General features: G+C 48.2%; 28 protein-coding genes. 25 read left to right on the forward strand and 3 right to left on the reverse strand.

Features of this window, described 5'->3' with window-relative positions; all coding sequences use genetic code 11:
* Positions 1–119: 119 nt before the first annotated feature.
* The 4 genes from hprK to AUL54_RS13510 are packed head-to-tail and all read left to right on the forward strand — an operon-like array spanning position 120 to position 3,080.
* On the forward strand, positions 120–1,052 hold the full coding sequence (gene hprK, locus AUL54_RS13495; RefSeq protein ID WP_013353746.1) for an HPr(Ser) kinase/phosphatase: 933 nt from the start codon (positions 120–122) through the stop codon (positions 1,050–1,052).
* Between the two features lie 14 nt (positions 1,053–1,066).
* Complete coding sequence (gene lgt / locus AUL54_RS13500; RefSeq protein WP_016937807.1) at positions 1,067–1,882, forward strand: prolipoprotein diacylglyceryl transferase; 816 nt, start codon at positions 1,067–1,069, stop codon at positions 1,880–1,882.
* A gap of 25 nt (positions 1,883–1,907) precedes the next feature.
* Positions 1,908–2,558, forward strand: coding sequence for a pyrophosphatase PpaX (gene ppaX / locus AUL54_RS13505; RefSeq protein ID WP_060964171.1), 651 nt, complete (start codon positions 1,908–1,910; stop codon positions 2,556–2,558).
* Positions 2,559–2,561: 3 nt separating this feature from the next.
* Positions 2,562–3,080 (forward strand): acyltransferase, encoded by a 519-nt coding sequence (locus AUL54_RS13510; RefSeq protein WP_045925876.1) that lies wholly within the window; start codon positions 2,562–2,564, stop codon positions 3,078–3,080.
* Between the two features lie 16 nt (positions 3,081–3,096).
* Here the strand turns inward: AUL54_RS13510 and AUL54_RS13515 are convergent, their stop codons facing one another.
* Positions 3,097–3,822 carry a C39 family peptidase gene (locus AUL54_RS13515; RefSeq protein WP_060964172.1) on the reverse strand — a complete coding sequence of 242 codons (726 nt, stop codon included), beginning with the start codon at positions 3,820–3,822 and terminating at the stop codon, positions 3,097–3,099.
* A 240-nt stretch (positions 3,823–4,062) separates the two neighbouring features.
* Between AUL54_RS13515 and AUL54_RS13520 the strand changes: the two genes are divergently transcribed.
* The 21 genes from AUL54_RS13520 to AUL54_RS13625 all read left to right on the forward strand — a co-directional run bounded on the left by AUL54_RS13520 (position 4,063) and on the right by AUL54_RS13625 (position 24,090).
* Positions 4,063–5,235: an ATP phosphoribosyltransferase regulatory subunit gene (locus AUL54_RS13520; RefSeq protein WP_060964173.1), complete on the forward strand. Its 1,173-nt coding sequence runs from the start codon at positions 4,063–4,065 to the stop codon at positions 5,233–5,235.
* A complete protein-coding gene (hisG, locus tag AUL54_RS13525) occupies positions 5,228–5,869 on the forward strand; it encodes an ATP phosphoribosyltransferase (RefSeq protein ID WP_045925879.1) in 642 nt (213 codons plus the stop codon). Before AUL54_RS13520 ends, hisG begins: the two co-directional genes overlap by 8 nt.
* Positions 5,866–7,149 carry a histidinol dehydrogenase gene (gene hisD, locus AUL54_RS13530; protein ID WP_060964174.1) on the forward strand — a complete coding sequence of 428 codons (1,284 nt, stop codon included), beginning with the start codon at positions 5,866–5,868 and terminating at the stop codon, positions 7,147–7,149. The genes hisG and hisD overlap by 4 nt, the downstream gene beginning before the upstream one ends.
* The gene (gene hisB, locus AUL54_RS13535) at positions 7,146–7,730 is read left to right on the forward strand and encodes an imidazoleglycerol-phosphate dehydratase HisB (RefSeq protein WP_060964175.1); all 585 of its coding nucleotides are present in this window, start codon (positions 7,146–7,148) and stop codon (positions 7,728–7,730) included. The genes hisD and hisB overlap by 4 nt, the downstream gene beginning before the upstream one ends.
* On the forward strand, positions 7,731–8,369 hold the full coding sequence (gene hisH, locus AUL54_RS13540; protein ID WP_060964176.1) for an imidazole glycerol phosphate synthase subunit HisH: 639 nt from the start codon (positions 7,731–7,733) through the stop codon (positions 8,367–8,369). It abuts the gene before it with no gap.
* Positions 8,366–9,103 (forward strand): 1-(5-phosphoribosyl)-5-[(5-phosphoribosylamino)methylideneamino]imidazole-4-carboxamide isomerase, encoded by a 738-nt coding sequence (hisA, locus tag AUL54_RS13545; RefSeq protein ID WP_060964177.1) that lies wholly within the window; start codon positions 8,366–8,368, stop codon positions 9,101–9,103. The genes hisH and hisA overlap by 4 nt, the downstream gene beginning before the upstream one ends.
* Positions 9,100–9,858 (forward strand): imidazole glycerol phosphate synthase subunit HisF, encoded by a 759-nt coding sequence (gene hisF / locus AUL54_RS13550; protein WP_060964178.1) that lies wholly within the window; start codon positions 9,100–9,102, stop codon positions 9,856–9,858. The genes hisA and hisF overlap by 4 nt, the downstream gene beginning before the upstream one ends.
* Positions 9,855–10,475, forward strand: a complete 621-nt coding sequence (hisIE, locus tag AUL54_RS13555) for a bifunctional phosphoribosyl-AMP cyclohydrolase/phosphoribosyl-ATP diphosphatase HisIE (protein ID WP_060964179.1) — start codon at positions 9,855–9,857, stop codon at positions 10,473–10,475. The genes hisF and hisIE overlap by 4 nt, the downstream gene beginning before the upstream one ends.
* Before the next feature lie 213 nt (positions 10,476–10,688).
* Positions 10,689–12,458, forward strand: a complete 1,770-nt coding sequence (locus AUL54_RS13560) for an ABC transporter ATP-binding protein (protein WP_060964180.1) — start codon at positions 10,689–10,691, stop codon at positions 12,456–12,458.
* Positions 12,459–12,546: 88 nt separating this feature from the next.
* Positions 12,547–13,152, forward strand: coding sequence for a hypothetical protein (locus AUL54_RS13565; RefSeq protein WP_060964181.1), 606 nt, complete (start codon positions 12,547–12,549; stop codon positions 13,150–13,152).
* Between the two features lie 37 nt (positions 13,153–13,189).
* Positions 13,190–13,867: a response regulator transcription factor gene (locus AUL54_RS13570; protein WP_060964182.1), complete on the forward strand. Its 678-nt coding sequence runs from the start codon at positions 13,190–13,192 to the stop codon at positions 13,865–13,867.
* Complete coding sequence (locus AUL54_RS13575; RefSeq protein ID WP_060964183.1) at positions 13,864–14,922, forward strand: sensor histidine kinase; 1,059 nt, start codon at positions 13,864–13,866, stop codon at positions 14,920–14,922. Before AUL54_RS13570 ends, AUL54_RS13575 begins: the two co-directional genes overlap by 4 nt.
* A 115-nt stretch (positions 14,923–15,037) precedes the next feature.
* Complete coding sequence (locus AUL54_RS13580; protein ID WP_060964184.1) at positions 15,038–16,492, forward strand: tetratricopeptide repeat protein; 1,455 nt, start codon at positions 15,038–15,040, stop codon at positions 16,490–16,492.
* A gap of 397 nt (positions 16,493–16,889) precedes the next feature.
* A complete protein-coding gene (locus AUL54_RS13590; RefSeq protein ID WP_060964186.1) occupies positions 16,890–18,299 on the forward strand; it encodes a peptidoglycan DL-endopeptidase CwlO in 1,410 nt (469 codons plus the stop codon).
* Between the two features lie 206 nt (positions 18,300–18,505).
* Positions 18,506–19,456: a thioredoxin-disulfide reductase gene (trxB, locus tag AUL54_RS13595; RefSeq protein ID WP_101605595.1), complete on the forward strand. Its 951-nt coding sequence runs from the start codon at positions 18,506–18,508 to the stop codon at positions 19,454–19,456.
* 274 nt (positions 19,457–19,730) lie between these two features.
* On the forward strand, positions 19,731–20,198 hold the full coding sequence (locus AUL54_RS13600) for an 8-oxo-dGTP diphosphatase (protein WP_013353727.1): 468 nt from the start codon (positions 19,731–19,733) through the stop codon (positions 20,196–20,198).
* Between the two features lie 25 nt (positions 20,199–20,223).
* Positions 20,224–21,111, forward strand: coding sequence for an RNase adapter RapZ (gene rapZ / locus AUL54_RS13605; protein ID WP_013353726.1), 888 nt, complete (start codon positions 20,224–20,226; stop codon positions 21,109–21,111).
* The gene (locus AUL54_RS13610; RefSeq protein WP_013353725.1) at positions 21,108–22,061 is read left to right on the forward strand and encodes a gluconeogenesis factor YvcK family protein; all 954 of its coding nucleotides are present in this window, start codon (positions 21,108–21,110) and stop codon (positions 22,059–22,061) included. The genes rapZ and AUL54_RS13610 overlap by 4 nt, the downstream gene beginning before the upstream one ends.
* Positions 22,062–22,087: 26 nt before the next feature.
* Entirely contained in the window at positions 22,088–23,038 is a 951-nt protein-coding gene (gene whiA, locus AUL54_RS13615) for a DNA-binding protein WhiA (protein WP_007407421.1), read from the forward strand.
* 23 nt (positions 23,039–23,061) lie between these two features.
* On the forward strand, positions 23,062–23,319 hold the full coding sequence (locus AUL54_RS13620) for an HPr family phosphocarrier protein (protein ID WP_012118534.1): 258 nt from the start codon (positions 23,062–23,064) through the stop codon (positions 23,317–23,319).
* A 24-nt stretch (positions 23,320–23,343) separates the two neighbouring features.
* Entirely contained in the window at positions 23,344–24,090 is a 747-nt protein-coding gene (locus AUL54_RS13625) for an arylamine N-acetyltransferase family protein (RefSeq protein ID WP_060964188.1), read from the forward strand.
* A 60-nt stretch (positions 24,091–24,150) separates the two neighbouring features.
* Here AUL54_RS13625 and AUL54_RS13630 read toward each other — a convergent pair whose 3' ends face one another.
* Together AUL54_RS13630 and AUL54_RS13635 are read right to left on the reverse strand one after the other, a co-directional pair.
* Positions 24,151–24,615: a ribonuclease gene (locus AUL54_RS13630; RefSeq protein WP_060964189.1), complete on the reverse strand. Its 465-nt coding sequence runs from the start codon at positions 24,613–24,615 to the stop codon at positions 24,151–24,153.
* Between the two features lie 130 nt (positions 24,616–24,745).
* Positions 24,746–25,738: a 2-hydroxyacid dehydrogenase gene (locus tag AUL54_RS13635; protein WP_095241282.1), complete on the reverse strand. Its 993-nt coding sequence runs from the start codon at positions 25,736–25,738 to the stop codon at positions 24,746–24,748.
* Positions 25,739–25,935 lie beyond the last annotated feature (197 nt).

Genomic DNA, 25,935 nt, shown 5'->3' on the forward strand with positions numbered 1-25,935 from the left:
AGACTAGTTATCTAGACCAGTTATGCCGGAATTGTATAAATCTGTTTTGGTTCAGACGGTAAAGTGATAAAATATAACTGTTCAAAGCTCGGAACATCCCAGAACAGGAGGAACATATCTTGGCAAAGGTTCGGACCAAAGACGTAATGGAGCAGTTCCATTTAGAATTGATCAGCGGAGAAGAAGGGATTAACCGCCCGATTACGATGAGTGATTTATCACGGCCCGGTATTGAAATCGCCGGTTATTTTACATATTACCCGAGAGAACGGGTGCAGCTTTTAGGAAAAACGGAGCTGTCATTTTTCGATCAGCTTCCTGAGGAGGATAAAAAACAGCGGATGGAATCGCTGTGCACCGATGTGACGCCGGCTATCATCCTTTCCAGAGATATGCCGATCCCGCCGGAGCTTGTAGAAGCATCCGAGAAAAACGGCGTGCCGGTGCTAAGATCCCCTCTGAAAACAACCAGGCTGTCAAGCCGGCTGACGAATTTTCTTGAGAGCCGTCTCGCGCCGACAACCGCCATTCACGGCGTGCTTGTGGATATATACGGCGTCGGTGTGCTCATAACGGGAAAAAGCGGCGTCGGTAAAAGTGAAACGGCCCTGGAGCTCGTCAAACGCGGCCATCGTCTTGTCGCGGATGACTGCGTCGAAATCCGGCAGGAGGATCAGGATACGCTCGTCGGGAATGCGCCTGATCTGATTGAGCATCTGCTTGAAATCAGGGGTCTCGGCATTATAAATGTCATGACGCTGTTCGGAGCGGGCGCCGTCAGAAGCAATAAAAGAATTACAATCGTCATGGACCTTGAGCTTTGGGAGCAAGGGAAGCAATACGACCGTCTCGGACTTGAAGAGGAAAAAATGAAAATCATTGATACGGAAATTACAAAACTGACCATTCCAGTCCGCCCTGGGCGAAATCTCGCCGTTATTATCGAAGTTGCGGCGATGAACTTCAGATTGAAGCGGATGGGTTTAAATGCCGCCGAGCAATTTACGAATAAGCTGGCGGATGTCATTGAAGACGGCGAACAAGACGAATAGGAGTTGGCAATAATATGAACGAAGCAGGAACACCGATCAATCCGATTGCCTTGCAGCTCGGACCTTTATCCGTGCACTGGTACGGGATCATTATCGGCGCGGGTGCATTATTAGGGCTTTGGATGGCCATGAGGGAGAGCGAAAAGCGAGGGCTGAAAAAGGACATTTTTATTGATCTTGTTCTTTTCGCCATCCCGATCGCAATCATTTGCGCCCGGGCATACTATGTGCTTTTCGAGTGGAGCTATTACTCGGAACACCCCGGGGAAATCATTAAAATTTGGAAAGGCGGTATCGCGATTCACGGCGGATTAATCGGTGCGATCGCAACAGGCGTTGTTTTTTCAAAAGTAAGAGGGATCTCATTCTGGAAGCTGGCGGATATTGCCGCGCCGAGTATTCTGCTCGGTCAGGCCATCGGGCGCTGGGGAAACTTTATCAACCAGGAGGCTCACGGCGAAGCGGTCAGCCGTTCATTTTTGGAAAGTCTTCACCTTCCGGATTTCATCATTAATCAGATGTACATAGACGGACATTATTATCACCCGACGTTTCTATATGAATCGCTGTGGAGCTTTGCGGGTGTCGTGATTCTGCTTCTGCTCCGCCGCGTGAACCTGCGCAGGGGCAATCTGTTCTTAACGTATATCATCTGGTATTCGATCGGCAGATACTTTATTGAAGGAATGCGCACGGACAGCCTGATGCTCACGAGCCAGCTTCGAATCGCGCAGGTCATTTCCATTGTGCTGATTGTTCTTGCGATTATTTTAATGGTTTTCAGACGCGTTAAAGGGTATGCCGATAAGCGGTATGCAGATACGGACTGACGTCTGAAATCGGAAAGGACATAAGATGACTGATAAACGTTTAACCGCCATTTTATTCGATCTCGACGGCACGCTGATTGACACGAATGAACTGATTATCGCTTCTTATCTTCATACGCTTGATCATTATTGCCCGGGACAGTATAAACGGGAAGATGTGCTTCCGTTTATCGGCCCGCCTCTGTACGAAACATTTTCAGGCATTGATGCCGAAAAGTGCGATGACATGATCAGCATGTACAGAGCATTCAATCATGAGAAGCACGATGAGCTTGTCAAGGAGTACGAAACGGTTTATGAAACGCTCGATGAATTGAAAAAAGCGGGCTATCAGCTCGGTATTGTCACCACAAAGCTGAGGGATACAGTCAATATGGGATTGAAGCTGACAGGCATCGGGCGGTTTTTCGATACTGTCGTCACGCTTGATGATGTAAAGCATCCGAAGCCTGATCCCGAACCTGTGCGGCTTGCGCTCAGCCGGCTTGGGTGCGATCCGTCGGAGGCCATGATGGTCGGTGACAATTATCACGATGTCATGGCGGGCAAAAACGCCGGCACAAAAACAGCCGGCGTGGCGTGGACGATTAAAGGCGCACAGGCGCTTTCCGCGTATGAACCCGATTATATGCTTGAGAAAATGAGTGATTTATTGCACATCACCGGAGTGAAGTGATCCGTGAGAAAAACAGACCGCCATCCGGTTGCAGGTGCAAATTCATTGTGGCATGTATATCAGACGGTTCCCTTTCTGAAGGTGATGAAAAACTTCATCATCATCCAGATCGCAAGGTATACGCCGTTTCTAAGCGTGAAGAACTGGCTGTACCGAACCTTTTTGAAAATGAATGTCGGAAAACAAACCTCTTTCGCGCTGATGGTGATGCCGGATATTATGTTTCCTGAAAAAATCACTGTCGGAGAAAACAGCATCATCGGCTACAATACGACGATTTTGGCTCATGAATATTTAATACATGAGTACCGGACCGGTGATGTCACAATCGGTGACGAGGTAATGATCGGGGCAAACACAACGATTCTGCCCGGCGTCACTATCGGGAGCGGAGCCGTTGTATCAGCCGGCACGCTGGTGCATAAAGATGTCCCGGCCGGGGCGTTTGTCGGAGGAAATCCGATGAAGCTGATCTATACGCACGAAGAAATGAAAAAACGAATGGAAAACCCCGCTGATTAACGTCAGCGGGGTTTTTTTATGACTTGATTACAATGGCCTGGCTGCCCATCTGCTTCCAGGCTTTTTCGAATTCAGTCCGGTCCGTTTTTCTGTTTTTATAGCCGTAAGGGTCATTGACGTATACATAATCGTGATCATAACCGGTGACGGCTACGCTGTGCATGCTGTACGTGATGTCGACCTTTCCGTTCGGCGTATTCCAAGTCTGCATTTGATCAACCGGTTTAAAGGAAGTGGTGATAATCACCCAGACCGGCCGTCCCTTTTCAAGCTGGCGGTACACAGCAGAAATGTCTTTTCCCGTCAGGTCGTATACTTTGTTTCCCGCATACTCTTTGGCCAGTTTAACAATCGGCTCATGATAAACGCCTAAACCCGGGCCGTTTTCCATGTCTCCGGCAAATCCTTCATTCGGATCTCCTTTCAGCCCGCTGCTGTATGTGAGCGGAACTTTATTGATTCGATCCGCCAATGTATTTTTTGATACATGATATCCGGCATTGTTCAAAATCATAGCAAGGCTTGTCACCTCACAGCCATTGTACAGTCTGGGTGAATCCATCTGTCTGTACAGAACGACATTCAGCGGTGACGCGCTCCCTTTTAACGGTGTTCTCTCATCAGGCTCGTCGGACTGCTGATTGAAAAGATTCAAATGAATATCGTTTGTATAGATGTTATATCCCAGATAGACAAGGACGGCTGTCAGAATCAGCACACATAATGTTCCAAGCGTCTTCATTATCAATTCTTCTCCCTTGTTTCTGTTGAAGCTATTCTATGTATTATAGCACTTCTGCTCAATATGATTAGATGGTTCTGTTATGTTTACAGATTTGTTCATGATTTAGTCATCAATATGGGAAAGAATAGGCGGACATTGGGCATTGCAATCCATTCTTTTATCTGCTAACATATTATCATATTAGCGAACTAAAGGATTCGGAATTTTCCTTCAGACAAAGCGGAGGTGCAAAAGGGAATGTTTATGTTTGAGAAACCGCATGGCATGAGAGATACGCTTCCCGGTTTATACGAAGCAAAGAAGAAAGTCCGTTCCACACTGACGGATTTAATTGATAAATGGGGTTATCAGTTTATGGAGACTCCGACCCTAGAATTCTATGAAACAGTGGGTGTCCAGTCAGCCATTGAAGAACAGCAGCTGTTTAAGCTTCTCGACCAGGACGGAAAAACGCTTGTGCTTCGGCCTGACATGACCGGACCGATTGCCCGGGTGGCGGCGTCTAAGCTGCACAAAAATAATCATCCGCTCAGAGCGGGATACGCGGCAAGCGTCTACCGCGCTCAAGAACGGGAAGGCGGACGTCCGGCCGAATTCGAACAGGTCGGCGCGGAGCTGATCGGCGACGGATCAACAAGTGCGGACGCTGAGGTGATTGCACTCGCGGCCGGCGCGTTGAAAAACGCGGGATTGCACCGATTTAAAATCGCGATCGGCCATGCAGGGCTCGCAGATGAGCTGTTTGTCGAGGTGCTGGGCAATGCCGAGCGGGCGGATGTTCTGCGGCGCTTTCTCTTTGAAAAGAATTATGTGGGGTACAGAGAACATGTCAAATCGCTTCCGCTTTCTTCAATAGACAAAAGCCGGCTGCTCGGACTTTTGGAATTGCGGGGCGGAAAAGAGATCTGCGCCAAAGCGGAGGAGATCATCGGCATCTCCGGGCAAAGCGTGATTCAGGAGCTGGAAGACCTATGGGACATTCTTGAAGATTACGGGTGTGCCGAGCATATCCGGCTTGATCTGAACATGGTCAGCCATATGAGTTATTACACGGGAATTTTATTCGAAGTGTATGCGGCAAATGTCGGGTTTGTCATCGGAAGCGGCGGCCGCTATAACAATCTTCTCGGCCATTTCGGCAGCCCTGCTCCCGCCACGGGCTTCGGACTCCGTATCGACAGGCTGATTGAAGCGCTCGGCATCCAGGAAGAAACAAGCGAGGCGGACGCCGTTATTTTCAGCAAGGAGCAGCGGGCGCAGGCCATTTTATTCGCAGAGGAAGAAAGGGCAAGAGGCAGAAAGGTCGTCCTGCAGGATTTGGCGGGCGTTGAAAATATCGATCATATGACAAAATCATTCACAAACGTCACATACTTTATCGGTGCCAGAAAGGAAGAGCAAAATGGGTAAGGTACTCACAATGGCAATGCCAAAAGGGCGGATATTCGAAGAAGCGGCCGGATTGCTGCGGCAGGCCGGATACAGGCTGCCCGAGGAGTTTGAGGAATCAAGAAAGCTGATCATCGACGTTCCTGAAGAAAATCTCCGCTTTATTTTAGCGAAGCCGATGGACGTCACGACTTATGTCGAACATGGCGTCGCTGATGCCGGTATTGCCGGAAAGGATGTCATGCTTGAAGAAGAGCGTGACGTGTATGAGGTGCTCGATCTGAATATCAGCAAATGCCATCTCGCCGTTGCGGGGCTTCCGGGAGCGGATTGGAACGGTGTCGCCCCGAGGATTGCGACGAAATATCCCAATGTTGCGTCAAGTTATTTCAGAGAGCAGGGCGAGCAGGTGGAAATCATTAAGCTGAACGGCTCCATTGAGCTGGCGCCTTTAATCGGGCTTGCTGACAGAATCGTGGATATCGTATCAACAGGGCGGACATTAAAGGAAAACGGACTCGTTGAATCAGAACACATTTGTGACATCACATCGCGTTTTATCGTCAATCCGGTCAGCTACCGCATGAAGGATGACGTCATCGACGAAATGGCTGCCAGGCTGGCCAGGGTTGTGGAAGGAGAAACGGCAAAATGAAAATAACCGCAATAAAAAAAAGCGAGCGTTTTTCACTGAAGCGTTCCATTGACAGCGGAACCGAAGAGCAGCGGAAAACCGTCAGGGCGATTATTGAAGACGTCAGAAAAAACGGTGACAAAGCCGTTTTAGCCTATACAAAAACATTTGACGGCATCAGCCTGGACCGGTTGGCGGTGAGCGCAGAAGAAATCGCAGAGGCGTACCGTCTGCTTGATGATCAGCTGCTGGAAGTGATCAAGCAGGCAATCGCCAATATTAAAGAATATCACGAGCGCCAGCTGCAATCCTCTTGGTTTTACCATCGTAAAGACGGCACAATGCTCGGACAGAAGATAACGGCGCTTGATTCCGCGGGCGTATATGTGCCGGGCGGGACGGCTGCTTATCCGTCGTCCGTTTTGATGAATGTCATCCCCGCTCTCGCTGCGGGAGTGGGGCGGATCGTTCTCGTCAGTCCGCCGGGAAAAGACGGCCGCCTTTCGCCGGGCGTTCTGGCGGCGGCGTCTGAGCTCGGCATAAAGGAAATTTACAAAGCGGGAGGCGCGCAGGCGATTGCCGCGCTCGCTTACGGAACCGAAACGATACAGCCTGTTGATAAGATTACAGGTCCCGGCAATATTTTTGTGGCGCTGGCGAAGCGCGAAGTCTTCGGTGATGTGGATATTGACATGATAGCCGGGCCAAGCGAAATCGCAGTCCTGGCAGACGATACGGCGGCGCCCGAAGAAGTTGCCGCTGACCTGCTTTCTCAGGCCGAACACGATATGCTCAGCTCAAGCGTGCTTGTCACCGACTCACGGAAGCTTGCCGAAGCGGTATCAGATGAAGTGGATAAACAGCTTCAGACGCTGCCGCGTAAAGAAATTGCCGAAGCGTCGATCAGGGATCACGGCCATATTTACATCGCGGAAACGATGGAGGATGCGGTGGACACGGTGAACGCGCTGGCGCCTGAGCATTTAGAAATCATGACGCATTCGCCGGAGGCTTTGCTTGGAAGCATCAGGCACGCGGGAGCGATTTTCTTAGGGCGATACAGCGCTGAACCGGTCGGCGATTATTTTGCAGGACCGAATCATGTTCTGCCGACAAACGGGACGGCGCGGTTTTCAAGCCCGCTGAATGTCACGGATTTTCAAAAGAAATCGAGCATCATCTCATACAGCCGGAAGGCATTTGAAACCCACGCGGACAGCATTGCCGCCTTTGCGAGACTGGAAGGGCTTGAAGCGCACGCGAGATCGATTGAAGCGAGAAACGGAGGAAATGACCGATGAGAAAAGCGGAACGCGCCAGAAAAACAAATGAGACGGATATTAAGCTGGCTTTCGGTATTGACGGAGAAGGAAAAGCCGATATCAGCACGGATGTGCCGTTTATGACTCATATGCTTAATTTGTTTACAAAGCACGGACAATTCGATTTAACCGTTGACGCAAAGGGCGATACGGAGATAGATGATCACCACACGACTGAAGATATCGGCATCTGCTTAGGGCAGGCTTTTTTGGAGGCGCTCGGTGATAAAAAAGGAATCAAACGGTACGGATCAGCGCTTGTGCCGATGGACGAAGCGCTCGCCCAAGTCGCCGTAGACCTGAGCAACCGGCCGCACCTTGAGATGCGCGCTGTATTTCCGCAAGCGAAAGTCGGAACGTTTGATACCGAGCTGGTACATGAATTCTTATGGAAACTGGCGCTCGAAGCGAGAATGAATCTGCACGTCATCGTTCATTACGGCACGAATACCCATCATATGATAGAAGCCGTGTTTAAGGCGCTTGGCAGAGCGCTGGACGAAGCGTCATCCATTGACCCGCGCGTCAAAGGTGTACCGTCTACGAAAGGGATGCTGTAAATGATCGGTGTAATTGATTACGGAATGGGCAATTTATTCAGCGTGTCGAAGGCGCTGGAACGCGTCGGCGTCCCGTATGTCGTTTCAGATCGGCCGGAAGAGCTCGAAAAAGCGGATGCTTTTATTCTCCCCGGTGTCGGATCATTCAGTGACGCCATGGACAATTTACGCAGCACGAACCTCGATCAATTCATTGGCCGCATGGTTGATGAGGGGAAGCTGCTTCTCGGCATCTGCCTCGGCATGCAGCTCATTTTCGAAGAAAGCAGCGAAAACGGCTCTGCAAAAGGACTTGGTTTATTAGCCGGAAAAGCAGTGAGACTCAAAGACAGGGATGCCGAAGGAAATAAGCTGAAGGTGCCGCATATGGGCTGGAACCGGCTGACGGTTCACCAAACATCTCCTTTGCTTTCGGAAGCGGGAGAAGGCTTTGTTTACTTTGTCCATTCCTATTATATAGACGGGATGGAAGAAGGCGATCTGCTGGCAAGCGCTGAGTACGGCGTTCGAGTTCCTGCGGTCGTCGGGAAACGCAATGTCTTCGGAGCGCAGTTTCACCCGGAAAAAAGCGGCACGGCCGGAATGGCGATCTTAACGCAATTTACAAAAATGGCAGCGGAACAGAAGGTGAAGAAATGAATGCTTTTACATTATATCCGGCAATCGATATGAGAAACGGCAAATGCGTCCGCCTCATTCAAGGTGATTACGGCAAGGAAACGATCTACGGAGACTCACCTTTAGACATGGCGGCGCAATTTGCACAAGAAGGTGCTGAATGGATTCATCTCGTGGATCTTGACGGTGCGAAAGAGGGCAGGAAAGTAAACGACAGGCATGTTCTGGACATCGTCCGGCAGCTTGATGTCAAAGTTGAGATCGGCGGCGGGATTCGTTCTGAAGCGGATGTATACGGCTACTTATCACAAGGCGCTGATCGCGTCATTCTCGGCAGCTCGGCCGTTTCCGATCCGGCGTTTGTGAAAAGCATGCTGAAACAATACGGCGGCAAAATCGCCATCGGCCTTGATGCGAGAAACGGGTATGTCTCGACGGAAGGGTGGCTGGAAACATCCTCGGTAAGAGCGTCCGATCTGGGCCGTGAATTGGCGGAGGAAGGAGCGGAAACCTTCATTTTCACGGATATTGCGACTGACGGCATGCTGTCAGGCCCGAACATTGAAAGCACCGTTCAGCTCGCAAAAGCAACGGGGAAAAACGTCATCGCCTCAGGCGGTGTCAGCTCAGTCGCCGACCTCAAAGCACTGGCCCGCTGCAAAGACGCCGGCGTATCGGGAGCCATTATCGGAAAAGCGCTGTATACAAAACAATTTTCATTGGCTGAAGCGCTCAGCGGGGTGAAGGACGCATGATCACGAAACGAATCATTCCGTGTCTCGATGTGAAAGAAGGACGCGTCGTCAAGGGCATTCAATTTCTCGGTCTGAAGGATGCGGGCGATCCTGTCGAACTGGCCGAAGCCTATGACAGGGAGGGCGCTGACGAGCTTGTTTTTCTCGACATTTCCGCCTCTCATGAAGGCCGGAAGACGATGACTGACGTCGTGGAGCAGGTTGCGGCAAAACTGGCGATTCCGTTTACGGTCGGCGGCGGAATCAATCAATTAAGCGATATGAAACGAATGCTTCGCGCAGGCGCTGATAAAGTATCCGTTAATACAGCGGCCGTCCTCCGTCCCGAGCTGATTACGGAAGGAGCGGATTTTTTCGGCTCGCAATGCATCGTAGCGGCGATCGACGCAAAGTATGACGAAGATTCGGATTGCTATAAAGTGTACACACACGGGGGCAGAAAGAAAACCGAGTGGGAAGTCACGGCTTGGGCAAAAGAAGCCGTCAAACGGGGAGCGGGTGAAATCCTGCTGACAAGCATGGACGCTGACGGTGAGAAAACAGGCTTTAACCATAAGCTTACAAAACTTGTCTCACGTGCCGTCCCGGTGCCTGTCATTGCGTCAGGGGGAGCCGGCAGCGCGCGCCATATGCTTGAAGCCTTCACGATCGGTGAAGCGGACGCCGCACTTGCAGCTTCCATTTTCCATTACAAAGAGACATCTATAAAAGAAGTGAAAGATTATATGAAGAAACACGGGGTGAATGTGAGATGAAACAGGCAGATGAACTGCGGTTTGACGAGGCCGGACTGATTCCCGCCATCGTGCAGGATGCGGCAAGCAAAGAAGTGCTGACACTGGCTTATATGAATCGTGAATCCTACGAAAAAACGATAGAAACGAAAGAAACCTGGTTTTACAGCCGTTCACGCGGGGAGCTGTGGCATAAAGGAGCGACGTCGGGGAATACCCAAAAGGTGAAAGCCATCCGCTATGATTGCGATCAAGATGCCCTTGTCGTGCTTGCGGAGCCTTCAGGACCTGCATGCCATAAGGGAAGCTACAGCTGCTTTTCTCCGGAAAAAGCGGACGCGCAGGATCGTTTCGGCATCTTAAACGAACTGGAAAGCGTAATCGCCAAACGGCAGGCGGAGATGCCTGAGGGAGCCTACACAACGTATCTGTTTCGGGAAGGTGTCGATAAAATTCTCAAAAAAGTCGGCGAAGAAGCCGCAGAGGTGATCATCGCCGCGAAAAACCGCGACCATGAAGAATTAAAATGGGAAGCGGCAGATTTGCTGTATCATTTGCTCGTTCTTCTGCGTGAACAGTCGCTTCCTTTAGACGACGTGCTTGACGTTCTTGCGAAACGCCATTCAGCATCTGAGTAACAAAAACCTCACGGAGGACTCCGTGAGGTTTTTAAATATGCCCGAACTTAAACATTCAATAAAATATTCCTTATTTCTGCAACCGGAGGCAGACGAATTTGATAATATTGACTAATAGAGTTTATTTTGGTTTTTATCAAAAATGTACGTTTTGTTCATATTCCGTTCATGCACATCCGTTATAGTATAAACAGTGATATAGGAGGAAAACATATGCCGAATAAACAACCAAAACCTAAAGGGAAATTCAGCTCATTCTTTTCATTAGTCAAAAAAACAAAACCATCCTACGGAATGCTGGCCTTCGCACTGTCTCTCAGTATTGTGACAACGCTCGTCAGCCTGTTGATTCCGCTGTTGACAAAGCAGCTCGTCGACGGCTTTTCCATGTCGTCGCTGTCAGGCGTGCAGATCGGAATCATCGCAGCCGTGTTTATCGTACAGGCTGCATTAAGCGCCTACGCCACCTACGCCCTGAACTACAGCGGCCAGAAAATCATCTCGGGGCTGCGTGATTTGTTGTGGCAGAAGTTAATTAAACTGCCTGTCTCTTATTTTGACAAAAACGCCACGGGAGAAACGATCAGCCGTGTCACCAATGACACGATGGTGGTAAAAGAGCTGATCACAAACAATATCAGCGGATTTATTACCGGAATCATTTCCGTTATCGGGTCACTGACGATCTTATTTTTCATGAACTGGAAGCTCACATTGCTCGTGCTGATCGTCGTGCCGCTGGCTGCGGTGATTTTAGTGCCGATCGGCCGGAAAATGTTTAAAATTTCTCGGGAAACACAGGATGAGACGGCGAGATTCACCGGATTATTAAACCACATCCTCCCGGAAATCAGACTTGTGAAAGCCTCAAACGCTGAAGAAGCGGAATACGGCCGCGGAAAAGCAGGCATCATGGCGCTCTTTAAACTCGGTCTTCGTGAAGCGAAGGTGCAGTCGCTCGTAGGCCCGCTTATTACACTTGTATTAATGGCGGCGCTGGTCGCTGTCATCGGGTACGGCGGAATGCAGGTGTCATCGGGTGAACTAACAGCCGGCGCGCTCGTTGCCTTTATTCTGTATTTGTTTCAGATCATTATGCCGATGGGCCAAATCACTTCATTTTTTACACAGCTTCAAAAATCCGTCGGCGCAACGGAACGGATGATTCACATTCTTGCAGAAAAAGAAGAAGATATCCAAACCGGAAAGATCATTGAAAACGCAGATCAGCCGATTAAGCTTGAACAAGTCTCATTCGGCTACAAAAAAGATCAAACCATCTTAAAAGACATTACGGCAACGATTGAGGCCGGCAAAGTCACCGCGATTGTCGGACCGAGCGGCGGCGGGAAAACAACGTTATTTAAGCTGCTGGAACGATTCTACAATCCGACGGCCGGCAGCATCCTGCTCGGAAGCGAACCGATTGATGCGTATTCCCTTGAATCATGGCGGGAGCATATCGGCTACGTGTCGCAGGAAAGCCCGTTAATGTCAGGCACCATCCGCGACAATATCTGCTACGGATTAAAACGCGAGGTGACTGACGATGAATTAAGACGAGCAGCCGACATGGCCTACGCCCTGCAATTTATTGAAGACTTACCGAAGAAATTTGAAACCGAGGTCGGTGAACGGGGGATTATGCTGTCAGGCGGACAGCGCCAGCGCATCGCCATTGCCAGAGCACTTCTCCGTAATCCGAGCATTCTCATGCTTGATGAAGCGACATCCAGTCTGGACAGCCAATCTGAAAAATGGGTGCAGCAGGCGCTCGAAGTCTTAATGGAAGGGCGCACCACGATTGTGATCGCCCACCGTTTATCCACGGTTGTGGATGCAGATCAGCTTCTCTTTGTCGAACAGGGGGAAATCACCGGCCGGGGCACACATCATGAATTAATGGCATCCCATTCGCTGTACCGCGATTTTGCGGAACAGCAGCTGAAGCTGAATGCCGATTTAGAAAACAAAGCTGTGTAAAGCAAGACTTTAGGAATAGAAAGCAGCTGAAAAAGCTGCTTTTTATTTTGCAGCCGGAGTCCTATTCATTGGAAGCGGGGGTCAAATCATGAAAAAACGCACAACGATTTTTTATTGTCACGCTGCCGTGCTGCTCGTAATCATGACTGCCGGGTGTACGGGCGGTAACGATGAAGAGCCGGGCCATTCTTCAAGTCCGGCCGGGGGAAGCAGCATAAACAAGGATGAAACAGCATCAGCGGCAGAAAAAAACGAAGCCGTAAACAAAGATTCACATCACATCTCTGCGGACAAAAGCGAACCAGACAGCATCGCGGCAGATTATTCGCCTCTGCAAATTGAATATGCCCGCGTCTGGCTGCAGCTTGGGGAAAATCAGAAGATAGATGAATTGAACGTTCGCCGCATTCCGGCCGGAGCACTCGTCAATCCTGACGATCATACGAGCGCCCGCTATCCGGAAGATGTTACTCAGTTAGCCGGTTCCCGTTTAGTTGATGGGTCGGTCACTTACAGCAGCAACGGCGACGGCACCACTCAGGTATACAATGTTCCTTTGCGCTGGGAGTTTACTGAAAAAGGTGTAATGAAAGAAGTGACGGAGGAGATGATCCGCCATACAAAAAAAGTGTATGTCGATACAGGAGACAATGAGAAGATCAGACGGCTTATAAAGATCATGTCGATTCATTAAAAGATGATGAGTGAAAAAATCAGAAGGAGGGATTTTTATGGCTGTCATATTGGTTGCGGATGATGACCGTCATATCCGTGAGCTTGTCCGCCTTATGATGGAGCAGAGCGGCTTTGACGTCGCAGAAGCTGAAGACGGAGAAGCGGCGGTGCGGCTGATAGAATCAACACCTGTTGATCTTGCCATACTGGATGTGATGATGCCGAAAATGGACGGGTTTGAAGTCAGTGAAGCCGTCCGCAGCTTTACGGACATTCCGATTTTGATGCTGACGGCAAAAGGCGAAACACTGGACAAAGTGCAAGGTTTTACTTCCGGAGCGGACGATTATCTCGTCAAACCGTTTGAGCCGCTTGAGCTTGAAGCGAGGGTCAAAGCATTGCTGAAACGGTACCGGATCACCGCTGAAAAACTGCTGACCGTCGGAACGGTCACATTAGATAAGCAATCCCGCACCGTAACGCGCGGCGGCGGGGCGGGAATGACGCTGCCCCGGCGCGAATTTGAGCTTTTATTCAAGCTCGCCAGTTACCCGAATAAGACGTTTTCCAGAGAACATTTAATAGAAGATATTTGGGGCTTTGATTATGAAGGTGATGAGCGGACGGTTGACGTGCATATTAAAAGGCTGAGAGAACGGTTTCCGGAAAAAGACTATCCCTTTGCCATTCATACGGTGCGGGGGCTCGGCTATCGGTTTGTGGTGACAGGATGAAACGGATCTTCAGAACGGCTGGAAAAATCATCATCCTTCTCACTGTCACCGCATTCTTATGGCTCGCGGCCCACCTGATCGTTCAGGGATTCGGTCTCATATGGCCGATTTTGCTTGTGCCCTACGTCCAGCAGATTCTCACGCTTTGGCTTGTTTTCGGCCTGCTGTTTGTCACGATGTTTATTTTTTCAAAGTCAGCACGTGAAAGACATCATGCGATCTGGGATTCGCTGACCGCCACGATCAAGCAAATGTCGAGCGGCAACTTCACTGCGGCCGCCTCCAGAAAAATGGAGAAGATTGAACGGGACCACCCCGTGACGAAATTGGCTGATGAACTGTCGACACTTGCCGCGGAACTGAGTGAAATGGAAAAACTGAAACAAGAATTTATTTCGAACGTTTCCCATGAAATCCAAACCCCGCTTACTTCATTAAAGGGGTACGCGCACCTCCTGAAAAAACCGGATTTGTCATATGAGGAGCGGGGGCGCTACTTACACATCATCGAGACAGAAACAGAACGATTATCAAAAATCAGTGAAAATCTGCTGAAGCTCACTGCACTCGAACGCCAAACCGAACCGATTCAAAAAAAACCGTTCCGCATTGACAAACAGCTGCGGCGCACCATATTGACCTGTGAGCCTGAGTGGTCCGCCAAACAGATTGAATTTCTCATTGATTTACAGGAATCGTATGTGTACGGAGATGAGGCGCTGCTCAGCCAAGTATGGATGAATCTGATTCACAATGCCGTGAAGTTTACCGGTGAGGGAGGCCGCATATCTGTTAAAATTGTTGATTTGCCGGAGGCGGCTGTCGAAATCGCCGACAACGGAATCGGAATGGAGCCTGAGCAGGCGGAGCGCGTATTTGAACGGTTTTATAAAGCGGACAAGGCGAGAAACGCAGGGGGCAGCGGCCTCGGCCTGTCCATCGCCAAAAAAATCGCCGAGCTGCACGGCGGTTCGATAGAGGTTGAAAGCAAGCGCGGCGAAGGAACCCTTTTCCGCGTCACCCTTCCTGCCGATCCTCATGAAAAAAACAGCTAAAATCTGGTCGAACCAGCCAGTAAAAAACGAAGCTGATTCTGTCTTTTGAACTATTGAGGCGAAACCGTTTTATGGTATACTACTGACGGTAATACGTATAAAACGGAGGATATTTGTGGGAAAACACACTTCTGAACATAAAAAGCACGCACAAATTGTCCAGCTGCTTCAGGATGGACAATATTTTTTTCATAAAGGCTTAAAAGCATATAAAGAGCGGAATTTAAAACGGGCCAGCAAACTGATTCAGAGGGCCGTTCACCTCGAGCCGAATGATTCCGAAATGCTGTCCCGGCTGGCCGTCATTTATTCTGAAATGGGCCACTACCAGCAGTCAAATGAGCTGTTCGACTTTATTATGGTGAACCTGAAAGAAGAAATGCCCGAGTGTCATTACTTTAAAGCGAACAATTTCGCGCATTTGGGGCTCTTTCAGGAAGCATACAAAGAAGCCGCGGCTTATTCAGATGCCGATCCGGACGGAGAATTCAGCGAAGAGATAGAAAATCTGATGGAGCTTTTGGATTTCGGTGAAGCGGGTGAAAACGAATCGCTCTATGACCAGGATGAATTGCTGATCAGGCAGGACCGGGCAAAAACGCTTCTTGAGAGCGGCCAGCTTCATGAAGCGGTTGTCATGCTTGAAGAGATTACAGCCGATTATCCCGAGCTTTGGTCCGCATACAACAACCTTGCGCTCGCTTACTTTTACTCAGGCAATGTCACAAAAGCGAAACAGACGGTATTCGAAGTGCTTGAGAAAAATGAAGGCAATCTCCATGCCTTGTGCAACTACCTGGTATTCTGCTATTACGAGAGAGAAGATGAAAAAGTCGGGGAATTGAGCGAAAGGCTCTCCAATGTATATCCGATTTTATTCGAACAGCGCTACAAGCTGGGGGCGACGCTGGCGCTTGTCGGCAGACATGATCTCGGCTATAAATGGCTCCGGTCTCTCTACAAAAGCGGGTTTGAAGGCGACGACACGTTTTATTACTGGCTGGCCGCCTCAGCCTACGGGACAGGCCGCACAGCATTTGCCGAAACCATTTGGAGAAAGGCCGAAACCGAATTTCCCGAATCAGACCGGTCCGCGCCTTGGGCGGAACGGCAGGAACCGCTGCCTGCTGCACTTGAACAGCGGCTCGCCGCCTATTATATCAGCAGCGCTGAAGGAGAGCGGAACCAGCTTGAAAAAGTTCTGACGGCAAAACGCGCTGCTTCACCGTTTGAACAAGACTTCGTCAGACTGCTGCTTTCCGGTGAAGAAGGCGCTTCAGGCGTTTCTCATGATGCTTTGTTTACGTATCGGACGGTCAAGCTGCTGGAGAAAGCGGAAGCCGGCAGTTTAAAGACTGACGTCATGAGCTGCTGGGTTTTTCACGTCATTCAGCACATCCGCGCCGCCGCTGCCGTACAGAATGAGCGGGCATGGGCCGCAGCCATCGCATACGTATGGAAAGAAGCGAACGGCGAAAAAACGACGAAAAAAGATACGGCCGCCGTTTACGGTGTATCTCCGGCAACACTGTCAAAATACATCAGACAAATAGATGATATATTGGAATAAAACCGATTCTTTCTATATAAAGAGTCGGTTCTTTTTTTATCAGAAAGGGGTAAAACAGAACTTTACTGCCGAAAAAAGAGATTTTTATACGTCTTTTTTTTGCTTTTTGAACCGAAATCAGGCCGCCAGCACCGTTTATTTTGCAAAATATGAGATTTGCAATCACATTGAAATATAACTGTAATAAAAATTGTCGAAACATGATGGTATAATGATTCTCGTACATAAGAGATTAGTTTATTTTACATGTGCTGTATAATCTATACCAATTTAAAAGATTAAAAGATTCATACATAAAAATCATCAGCCTCACGGGTTTGTGAGGAAGCGTAACTTTGATGTTCATAATAGAATTCCAAATGAGAACAGGTTTAAAGTAAAAGGGAGGAAAGAAAAAGTGAAAAAGAGTTTATTAACACTTGGTTTGGCTTCCGTCATCGGGACAAGCAGTTTTTTGATCCCATTTACAAAAACTGCATCGGCGGAAACATTAGACAGCAAAAAAGCAAAAATCGAAAGCAAGCAATCTGAGGTGGCTTCAAGCCTTGATGCAAAAGAAAAGGAATTGTCTAAACTTCAGGACAAGCAGGCTAAGATTGAAAAAGAACTGAAAGACATTAACGCAAAAGCGTTGGATACAAGCAATAAAATTGAAGATAAAAAAGCTGAAAACGAAAAAACGAAAAAGCGCATCGCTGATTTGAAAAAAGAAATCAAAGAAACAGAAGCGCGTATTGAAAAACGCAATGAAATCCTGAAAAAACGCGTTCGTTCTTTACAGGAAAACGGCGGTTCTCAAGGATACATAAATGTTCTTTTAGGGGCGACAAGCTTCGGGGACTTCATTTCACGTGCGACTGCGGTATCTTCTATCGTTGATGCGGATAAAGACCTGATCAAACAGCAGGAGCAGGATAAAGCGAAACTCGAAGATGCGGAAGCTGAGCTTAACGTGAAGCTGAAAAAAGTCCAGGATGACCTTGCGAAGCTAGAGTCTATGCAAAAAGACCTGAACAAACAGCTTGATCAGAAAGACAAGCTTTTCGACGAAGCGAAAAACGGTCAGAAAAAAGCGGCTGCCGCTATCTCTGATCTGAAAAAAGAAGCGTCACAGCTTGCAAACGCAAAAGCTGAGACTGAAAAAGAACAGAAGCGCATTAAAGCTGAGCAGGCTGCAGCGGCTGCCCTGATCAAAAAGCAGGAAGAAGCGCAAAAAGCCTCTGAAGACCAAAACCAAACAGATGACAGCCAGCCGGCAGCGGTTAAAACTGTGAAAAAAGCAGCTGTTTCAACTGAAACATCCGATTCATCTGACAGCTCAAGCCAATCGGGCACTTCAGGCGGATCTTCTCATAACAGCGGCGGTTCAGATGATTCTGACGGAGGATCTGTTATTTCAAACTCAGGCGGTATTGAAGGCGCGATCAGCGTAGGATCAAGCCTTGTGGGTCAATCTCCGTACAAATTCGGCGGCGGACGCACACAATCTGATATTAATAACCGTATCTTTGACTGCTCTTCATTTGTACGCTGGGCTTATGCTAACGCAGGCGTTAACCTCGGACCTGTAAGCGGCACAAGCACAGATACGCTAATCGGAAGAGGTAAAGCGGTCAGCGCGTCTGACATGAAACGCGGAGACTTAGTATTCTTCGATACGTATAAAACAAACGGCCACGTCGGCATCTACTTAGGTAACGGAACGTTCCTGAACGATAATACATCTCATGGTGTATCCATTGATTCTATGAGCAACCCTTACTGGAAAAAAGTATTCAACGGCAATGTAAGACGTGTCGTGCAATAATGAATAAGACAAGGGCCTTCCATCCCGGAAGGCTCTTTCTTTATTTGTATACCCGCTCAGGAGATGCCTAATCACGTTTTCTCAGAAAAATGAGCAAAAAAATAGCGTATTGCCCTCAGATTTTATAGGATATGGGTAAGGAATACGATTGATGGGGATTCTTATTCATATAGGGTGCGCCCCATTTCGAAAAGGAGTGAATCATGGTGTCAGAAGAAAAAATTTATGATGTGATCATTATCGGCGCGGGTCCGGCGGGGATGACCGCTGCCGTTTACACATCGCGAGCGAACTTATCCACATTAATGATCGAAAGAGGAATTCCGGGCGGCCAGATGGCTAACACAGAGGATGTTGAAAACTATCCGGGTTTTGAAAGCATTCTCGGCCCTGAACTTTCTAATAAAATGTTTGAACATGCGAAAAAATTCGGTGCGGAATATGCGTACGGCGATATTAAAGAAATCGTCGACGGCAAAGAATATAAAACGGTCAAAGCCGGTTCAAAAGAATATAAAGCGCGCGCCATCGTCATTTCTGCCGGAGCGGAATATAAAAAGATCGGCGTTCCCGGGGAAAAAGAACTTGGCGGCCGCGGCGTATCGTACTGTGCGGTATGTGACGGCGCATTCTTCAAAAATAAAGAGCTTGTCGTAGTCGGCGGCGGAGACTCGGCTGTGGAAGAAGGCGTCTATCTGACACGCTTCGCTTCAAAAGTCACCATCGTTCACAGACGTGATAAATTGCGTGCGCAAAGCATTCTTCAGGCGCGTGCCTTTGACAATGAGAAAATTGATTTCGAATGGAATAAAACCGTAAAAGAAATCCACGAGGAAAACGGAAAAGTCGGCAGACTGACACTTGTGGATACTGTGACGGGAGAAGAGGAAGAATTCAAAGCTGACGGCGTCTTTATTTATATCGGCATGCTTCCGCTTTCTAAACCGTTCGAAAACTTGGGCATCACAAATGAAGAAGGCTACATTGAAACAAATGATCAAATGGAAACGAAAGTTCCCGGCATTTTCGCTGCGGGAGACATCCGTGAAAAATCACTCCGCCAGATCGTTACGGCGACAGGTGACGGAAGTATTGCGGCCCAAAGCGTTCAGCATTATGTGGAAGAGCTTCAGGAAACGCTCAAAACCGTTAAATAATCGCTGTAATGTTCAGTTTTTGAATCGTTACTGGCTTTTAATTCCGCTGTAACACGGGTGAAATACTGATGTTTTAAGATAAATGTAGTAATTGACCCCCTTTTTATATGAATACACCTTGGCACGGATTCCAGTATCCGTGCCCTTTTTTTGTAAATTTTTGTTTTCTGTCAAATAAAAGAAAAGGATGTCGGTGTCTCTGCATTGTGAGAGACATGCCGAAACGGTATAATGAAGAGACGATGATTTGTTGAGAAGGTTAGGTGACGTACTTGTGCAAAGAGTGACAAATTGTGTGCTGCAGACAGATGATCAGGTTCTCCTTCTCCAAAAGCCGAGACGGGGCTGGTGGGTCGCGCCCGGCGGGAAGATGGAGAGCGGTGAATCAGTCAGAGATTCCGTCATCAGAGAGTACAGAGAAGAGACGGGTATTTATATCTTAAATCCGCAGTTAAAAGGCGTGTTTACCTTTATTATTAAGGAACAGGAACAAATCGTGTCAGAGTGGATGATGTTTACTTTTGTCGCCGATTCCTACACGGGGCGGAATGTCGCTGAATCAGAGGAAGGCATTCTGAAGTGGCATGACGTGAAAGATATCCACAGCCTTCCGATGGCGCCCGGAGACGGACATATCCTTGATTTTATGATCAAGGGCCAAGGGCTTTTGCACGGCACCTTTACGTATACGCCGGACTTCGAGCTGCTCAGCTATCGTTTAGATCCGCAGCTTATCAAATAAAAGAAAGACCTCAGGGGGGAGAAAGATGAGTGTGAATGAAAATCATGATATTCAGCTCGTCATCATAACGGGAATGTCTGGAGCGGGGAAAACCGTCGCCATTCAAAGCTTTGAGGATCTCGGCTATTTTTGCGTCGACAATCTGCCGCCTTCCTTGCTGCCGAAATTTTTGGAACTGATGAAAGAATCAAGTTCAAAAATGAGCAAGGTCGCACTTGTCATGGATCTGCGGGGACGTGAATTTTTTGACAGGCTGATTGAGGCGCTGGATGAAATGGCGGAAAATCCGTGGATTACACCGCGCATTCTCTTTTTAGATGCGAAGGATTCCATCCTTGTGACGAGATACAAAGAAACGAGACGTTCTCATCCGCTGGCCGCTACCGGGCTTCCTCTCGAAGGAATCGCACTGGAGCGCCAGCTGCTTGAAGAATTGAAAGGGCGCTCTCAGCTGATCTATGACACGTCGGATATGAAACCGCGTGATCTGCGTGAAAAAATCGTGGCGCATTTCGCCACGAACCAAGGTGAGACCTTTACAGTGAACGTGATGTCATTCGGTTTCAAATACGGCCTTCCGATAGATGCCGATCTCGTGTTTGATGTAAGGTTTCTGCCGAATCCGTTCTACATTGAAAGCATGAGGCCGCTTACGGGGAAAGATGAGGAAGTCTCATCTTATGTGATGAAGTGGAATGAAACACAAAAGTTTATCGAAAAGCTTGTTGATCTGCTCGGCTTTATGCTTCCGTCTTATAAGCGGGAAGGAAAAAGCCAGCTTGTCATCGCGATCGGCTGTACGGGAGGCCAGCACCGCTCTGTTACACTCGCTGAGTATCTGGCTGATTACTTTAAAAAGGATTTTTATACTCATGTTACTCACCGGGACATTGAAAAGAGAAGCAGGAAATGAATAAGAAGCCGAAAATCGCAATCTTCGGAGGCGGAACGGGTTTGTCCGTGCTGCTCCGCGGATTAAAGCATAAGCCCGTTGATATTACGGCGATTGTGACCGTTGCCGATGACGGCGGAAGTTCAGGCCGTCTGCGGGATGAACTTCAAATTCCGCCGCCGGGTGACATCCGTAACGTACTGGCTGCTTTGTCAGATGTTGAGCCGCTCGTTGAAAACCTGTTTCAGCACCGTTTCAATAAAGGAAGCGACTTAACCGGACATTCGCTCGGCAATTTGATTTTGGCAGCGATGACGAATATAACCGGTGATTTCTTTCACGCTGTCACCGAAATGAGCAAAGTGCTGAATGTCCGCGGCAGAGTATTGCCGGCTGCCAACACCAGCGTCGTTCTTCATGCCGAAATGGAGGACGGGCAGGTCGTCTCCGGAGAATCGACCATTCCTTCTTACGGCCAGCGCATTAAACGGGTGTTTCTGACGCCTGAAAAAATTGATCCGCTGCCGGAGACGATTGACGTGATCCGCCAGGCCGACTTAATCATTATCGGCCCGGGAAGCCTGTATACAAGCATTCTCCCGAACCTGCTCGTGCCGAAAATCGGAGAGGAAGTCGTCAAGGCTGCGGCCAAAAAAGTATATATCTGTAATGTCATGACGCAGCCCGGCGAAACGCTTCAATACAGCGCAGCCGACCATGTCAAGGCGCTGAACGATCATATGGAGCAGCCGTTTATCGATACGATTTTAATCAATAATGAAGATATCCCTGACGAAATCAAAAGCAAATATGCGAAAGAGCTGGCCCGGCCCGTTGAATTTAACGTTGAAAAGCTGAAAGCCATGGGGCTTGAAGTGATCAGAGACCAGATTATCACGTATAAAAATGGCGTAATCCGTCACGATACACATAAAGTGGCTTCTCTTCTCGTCGATTTATTAAGGGACTAGAGGTCTTTTGAAATGAGGTGGCTAATATGTCATTTGCATCGGAAACCAAAAAAGAACTGACGAATCTGGAAGTGAAGGACTGCTGCGCCAAGGCGGAGCTGTCCGCGCTGATTCGGATGAACGGTTCATTGTCATTTTCAAACCGCCATCTCGTGCTTGACGTTCAAACCGAAAATGCGGCGATTGCGCGCCGCATTTATACATTGCTGAAGAAACAATATGATGTATCGGTCGAACTGTTAGTCAGAAAAAAAATGCGGCTGAAAAAAAACAATGTTTATATTGTACGCTTTTCTGAAAATGCAAAGCTGATTTTAGAGGAATTGAAAATCCTCGGAGAGAACTTTGTATTTGAACGGAATATTTCTGAGGAACTGGTGGCGAAACGCTGCTGCAAACGTTCTTATATGAGAGGGGCGTTTTTGGCGGGGGGATCCGTGAATAATCCCGAAACATCGTCATACCACTTGGAAATCTTCTCGCTTTATAAGGAACATAACGATTCATTATGCGCCCTGCTGAATGAGTTCCATCTGAACAGCAAAACGCTTGAACGGAAAAAAGGCTATATTACGTATTTAAAAGAGGCGGAAAAAATCACTGAATTTCTGAATGTCATCGGCGCCCACAATTCACTGCTGCGCTTTGAAGATGTGCGGATTGTCAGAGATATGAGAAATTCGGTGAACCGCCTCGTCAATTGTGAAACAGCAAACTTAAACAAAACCATCGGGGCTTCGCTCAGACAAGTGGAAAATATTAAATACATTGATGAACGGATCGGTCTTGAAGCGCTGCCGGAAAAGCTTCGCGAAATTGCGCAGCTGCGGATTGATTATCAGGAAGTCACGCTGAAAGAACTTGGGGAAATGGTTGCAAGCGGGAAAATCAGCAAATCTGGCATCAATCACAGGCTGAGAAAGCTCGATGAAATTGCAGAACAGCTGCGTACAGGACAAAGCATCACTTTGAAATAACCGTAACGAAAAGGGGAGATCTTATGGTTCAGGAGAAAGTGGAAGTGCGTTTAAAGACGGGATTGCAGGCGCGTCCCGCTGCATTGTTTGTACAGGAGGCAAATCGCTTTGCATCAGATGTGTTTCTTGAGAAAAACGGCAAGAAAGTGAACGCCAAAAGCATTATGGGATTAATGAGTCTGGCGGTCAGCACGGGGACGGAAGTCACTCTGATCGCTGAAGGCGACGATGAAAAGGAAGCGCTGGAAAAGCTGTCCGCTTATGTGCAGGAGGAAGTGTAAACACTTTGTAAGGGGGACGGAACGATGAATGAGTTTCTGAAAGATTGTTATCAAACGATAGGCTGGGAAAAGGATTCCCTCGATTTCAGCAACCTGCCGGAGTTTTTAAAGGCGCTCGCGTATCGGTTTCCGTTTGAAAATCGCGCGGTTTTGTCCAAAAAAGAATATGACCTCACGAAAGAAGGACTGTGGCGGCACATGGTGAAGGAGCCTCATGGCGGCCTTTGTTATGACTTGAACGGACTGCTTTATTTCATCCTGAAAGATGCCGGATTTGATGTCAAATTGATCCGCGGAACGGTCTGGAAAAACGGCTGGGCGCTGCCCGGCACACATGCGGCCGTCCTTCTTTCCGCCGGGGGGAATGAGTACATCGCTGATGCAGGCTTCGGCCTCAATCTCGCCATGCAGCCTGTGCCGATGTCGGGAGATGAGACGGTATCAGCGGCCGGCGCGTTCCGCGTGAGGATAGAAGAGACGGAATTCGGGACATACATGCTTGAAATGAACAAAGGGGACGGCTGGCAGACAGGTTACGCATTTTCGCTTGAAGAAATCGATGAAAAGGACCTCAAGTCTATGAAACAAACAATCTTTGAACATGAACGCTCTCCTTTCAACAAACGCCTGCTTGCTTCTAAGCGGACACCGGAAGGGCACATGGTTCTGTCTGAACGCAATATAACAATAAAAAAACACGATGGCACGGCGGAAAACAGCAGAATAGACCGATCAGAGTTTGAAGAAAAATTTACTGCTCATTTTATATGAAGCTCGCAGGTTCTCTGCAAAAAAACGGCCTCCCGCAGGGAAGCCGTTTTTTGTATGTGTTTATCTCATTTTCGTAAAGGTTTTATAATGATCTGTCGTCTTATAAATCAGCCAGTCGCTTGAGTAAAGGATCCGGTCTGAATTTCTGAAGCCTGATGTATAGTTAATATCCGCTTCACGCCACGTCCGCCCGCTTTTGGCCGGGAGTTTGCCTTCCCTGTTTGAGAAGATGTCTCCGCCGATGCTTTTCCCCGGAGCGACGTCTGCAAGGTTCCCTTTTGATGCTACCCAGCCGAGGGCTTGTGCCTCTGATTTTGTAATGTAATTATCAGGAAGTTTATGATAGGTCTGAAGATAATCCGCAACCCCGTCAAATGTGTTGATAACCTGTGCTTCTGTGTGTGCCTTGTGAGACGGTGTTTCCGTCTTGGCATTCGTTGAAAACAGTATCCCGGCCGCCGAGAAAAGCACCAGTAAACATACGGAAATCCATGATAAACGTTTTTTCAAAGCAATACCTCCCATTTTTCATCATGTGAAGCTGATTCCTTTTCATTGTATCAGCATCGAGAGAAAGGAATAGAAAGAATTTAAAAATAGTACTTTTGATCTATCGAAAAATAAACCCCGGCTGAACCAACCGGGATTTTTCCTCTCATTGAAATTCTTTCGTGAGGTTTTTCGGTGTTTTTCCGTATACGGCGTCAATCATGTTTTGGGCGGCTTGCTTGAACATATTCAAACGGATTTTCGCTGTTGCTGACCCGATATGCGGAAGCAATGTGACGTTTTCCAGCTGGAGGAGCGGATTGTCTTCGCCGATCGGCTCTTTTTCAAATACATCTAAACCGGCGCCTTTTATCCATCCCTCCTGCAATGCGCGGATGAGCGCTTTTTCATCAACCGTCTTTCCCCGGGAAATATTGACGAAAAATGCCGTATCTTTCATCATTTTAAATTCCCGTTCTCCTATCATATGATACGTTTCGTCAGTAAGAGGCGTAATTAAAAGCACAAAGTCTGACGTTTTCAGCAGTGTATCTAAGTCGGCATATGTAACGCCGAGCTCTTTCTCAGCATCCGGTTTTCTGCTGCGGTTATAGTACAGCACGTCCATATCGAAGCCGAATTTTGCCCGTTTGGCTGCTTGTTCACCGATTCTGCCCATGCCGATAATGCCTAATGTCTGATGGTGCACATCCATACCGAAAAGGGATTCTTCCTCAACAGTTCCCCATTTGCCGGCCCGGACGAATCGATCCAATTCGGCAACCCGTCTGGCGGAAGACAGGATTAATGAAAAAGCCAGATCAGCGACCGTGTCATCCAAGGTGTACGGCGTATGTGTGCCGACGACTCCGCGTCTTTTCATTTCTTCTATATTAAAATTATCGTAGCCGACTGAATTGTTGCTGACGACTTTCAGTTTCGGCGCGTGATCCAGCAAATCACTGTCAATCGCCGTTCCGGATGTCAGCAGCCCTTCAGCATCCTTCATTTTCTCGTACAATTCTTCTTTTGAAATGGTATCTTCTTTCCAGATGTCATAGCGGCAATGCTCGCCTATCATTTGTTCGACTTCCGGCGGTATCGGTTTTGCGATGAATACATATGGTTTCAACGGGGCTTCTCCTCCTTTGTCTTTCATCTCTATTTTATTATATAAGAGAAGCGGTAAAGTGAGAAATTTTCAAACGCATTCGATGAATTTCTGGTTCTTTTGAACCCAAAATGAAAAGGAGAAGAGATATACATGTGTGATTTCTCCAATCCGTAACAGAATCCGCCTATATTTCTGAAGGCAAAAAGCGCGGGACCGTTGTTTTCAAAAGCTTTATAGGTTTG

It is taken from the genome of Bacillus sp. SDLI1 (assembly GCF_001553895.1).
In the GTDB taxonomy this organism is placed as follows: Bacteria; Bacillota; Bacilli; order Bacillales; family Bacillaceae; genus Bacillus; species Bacillus siamensis.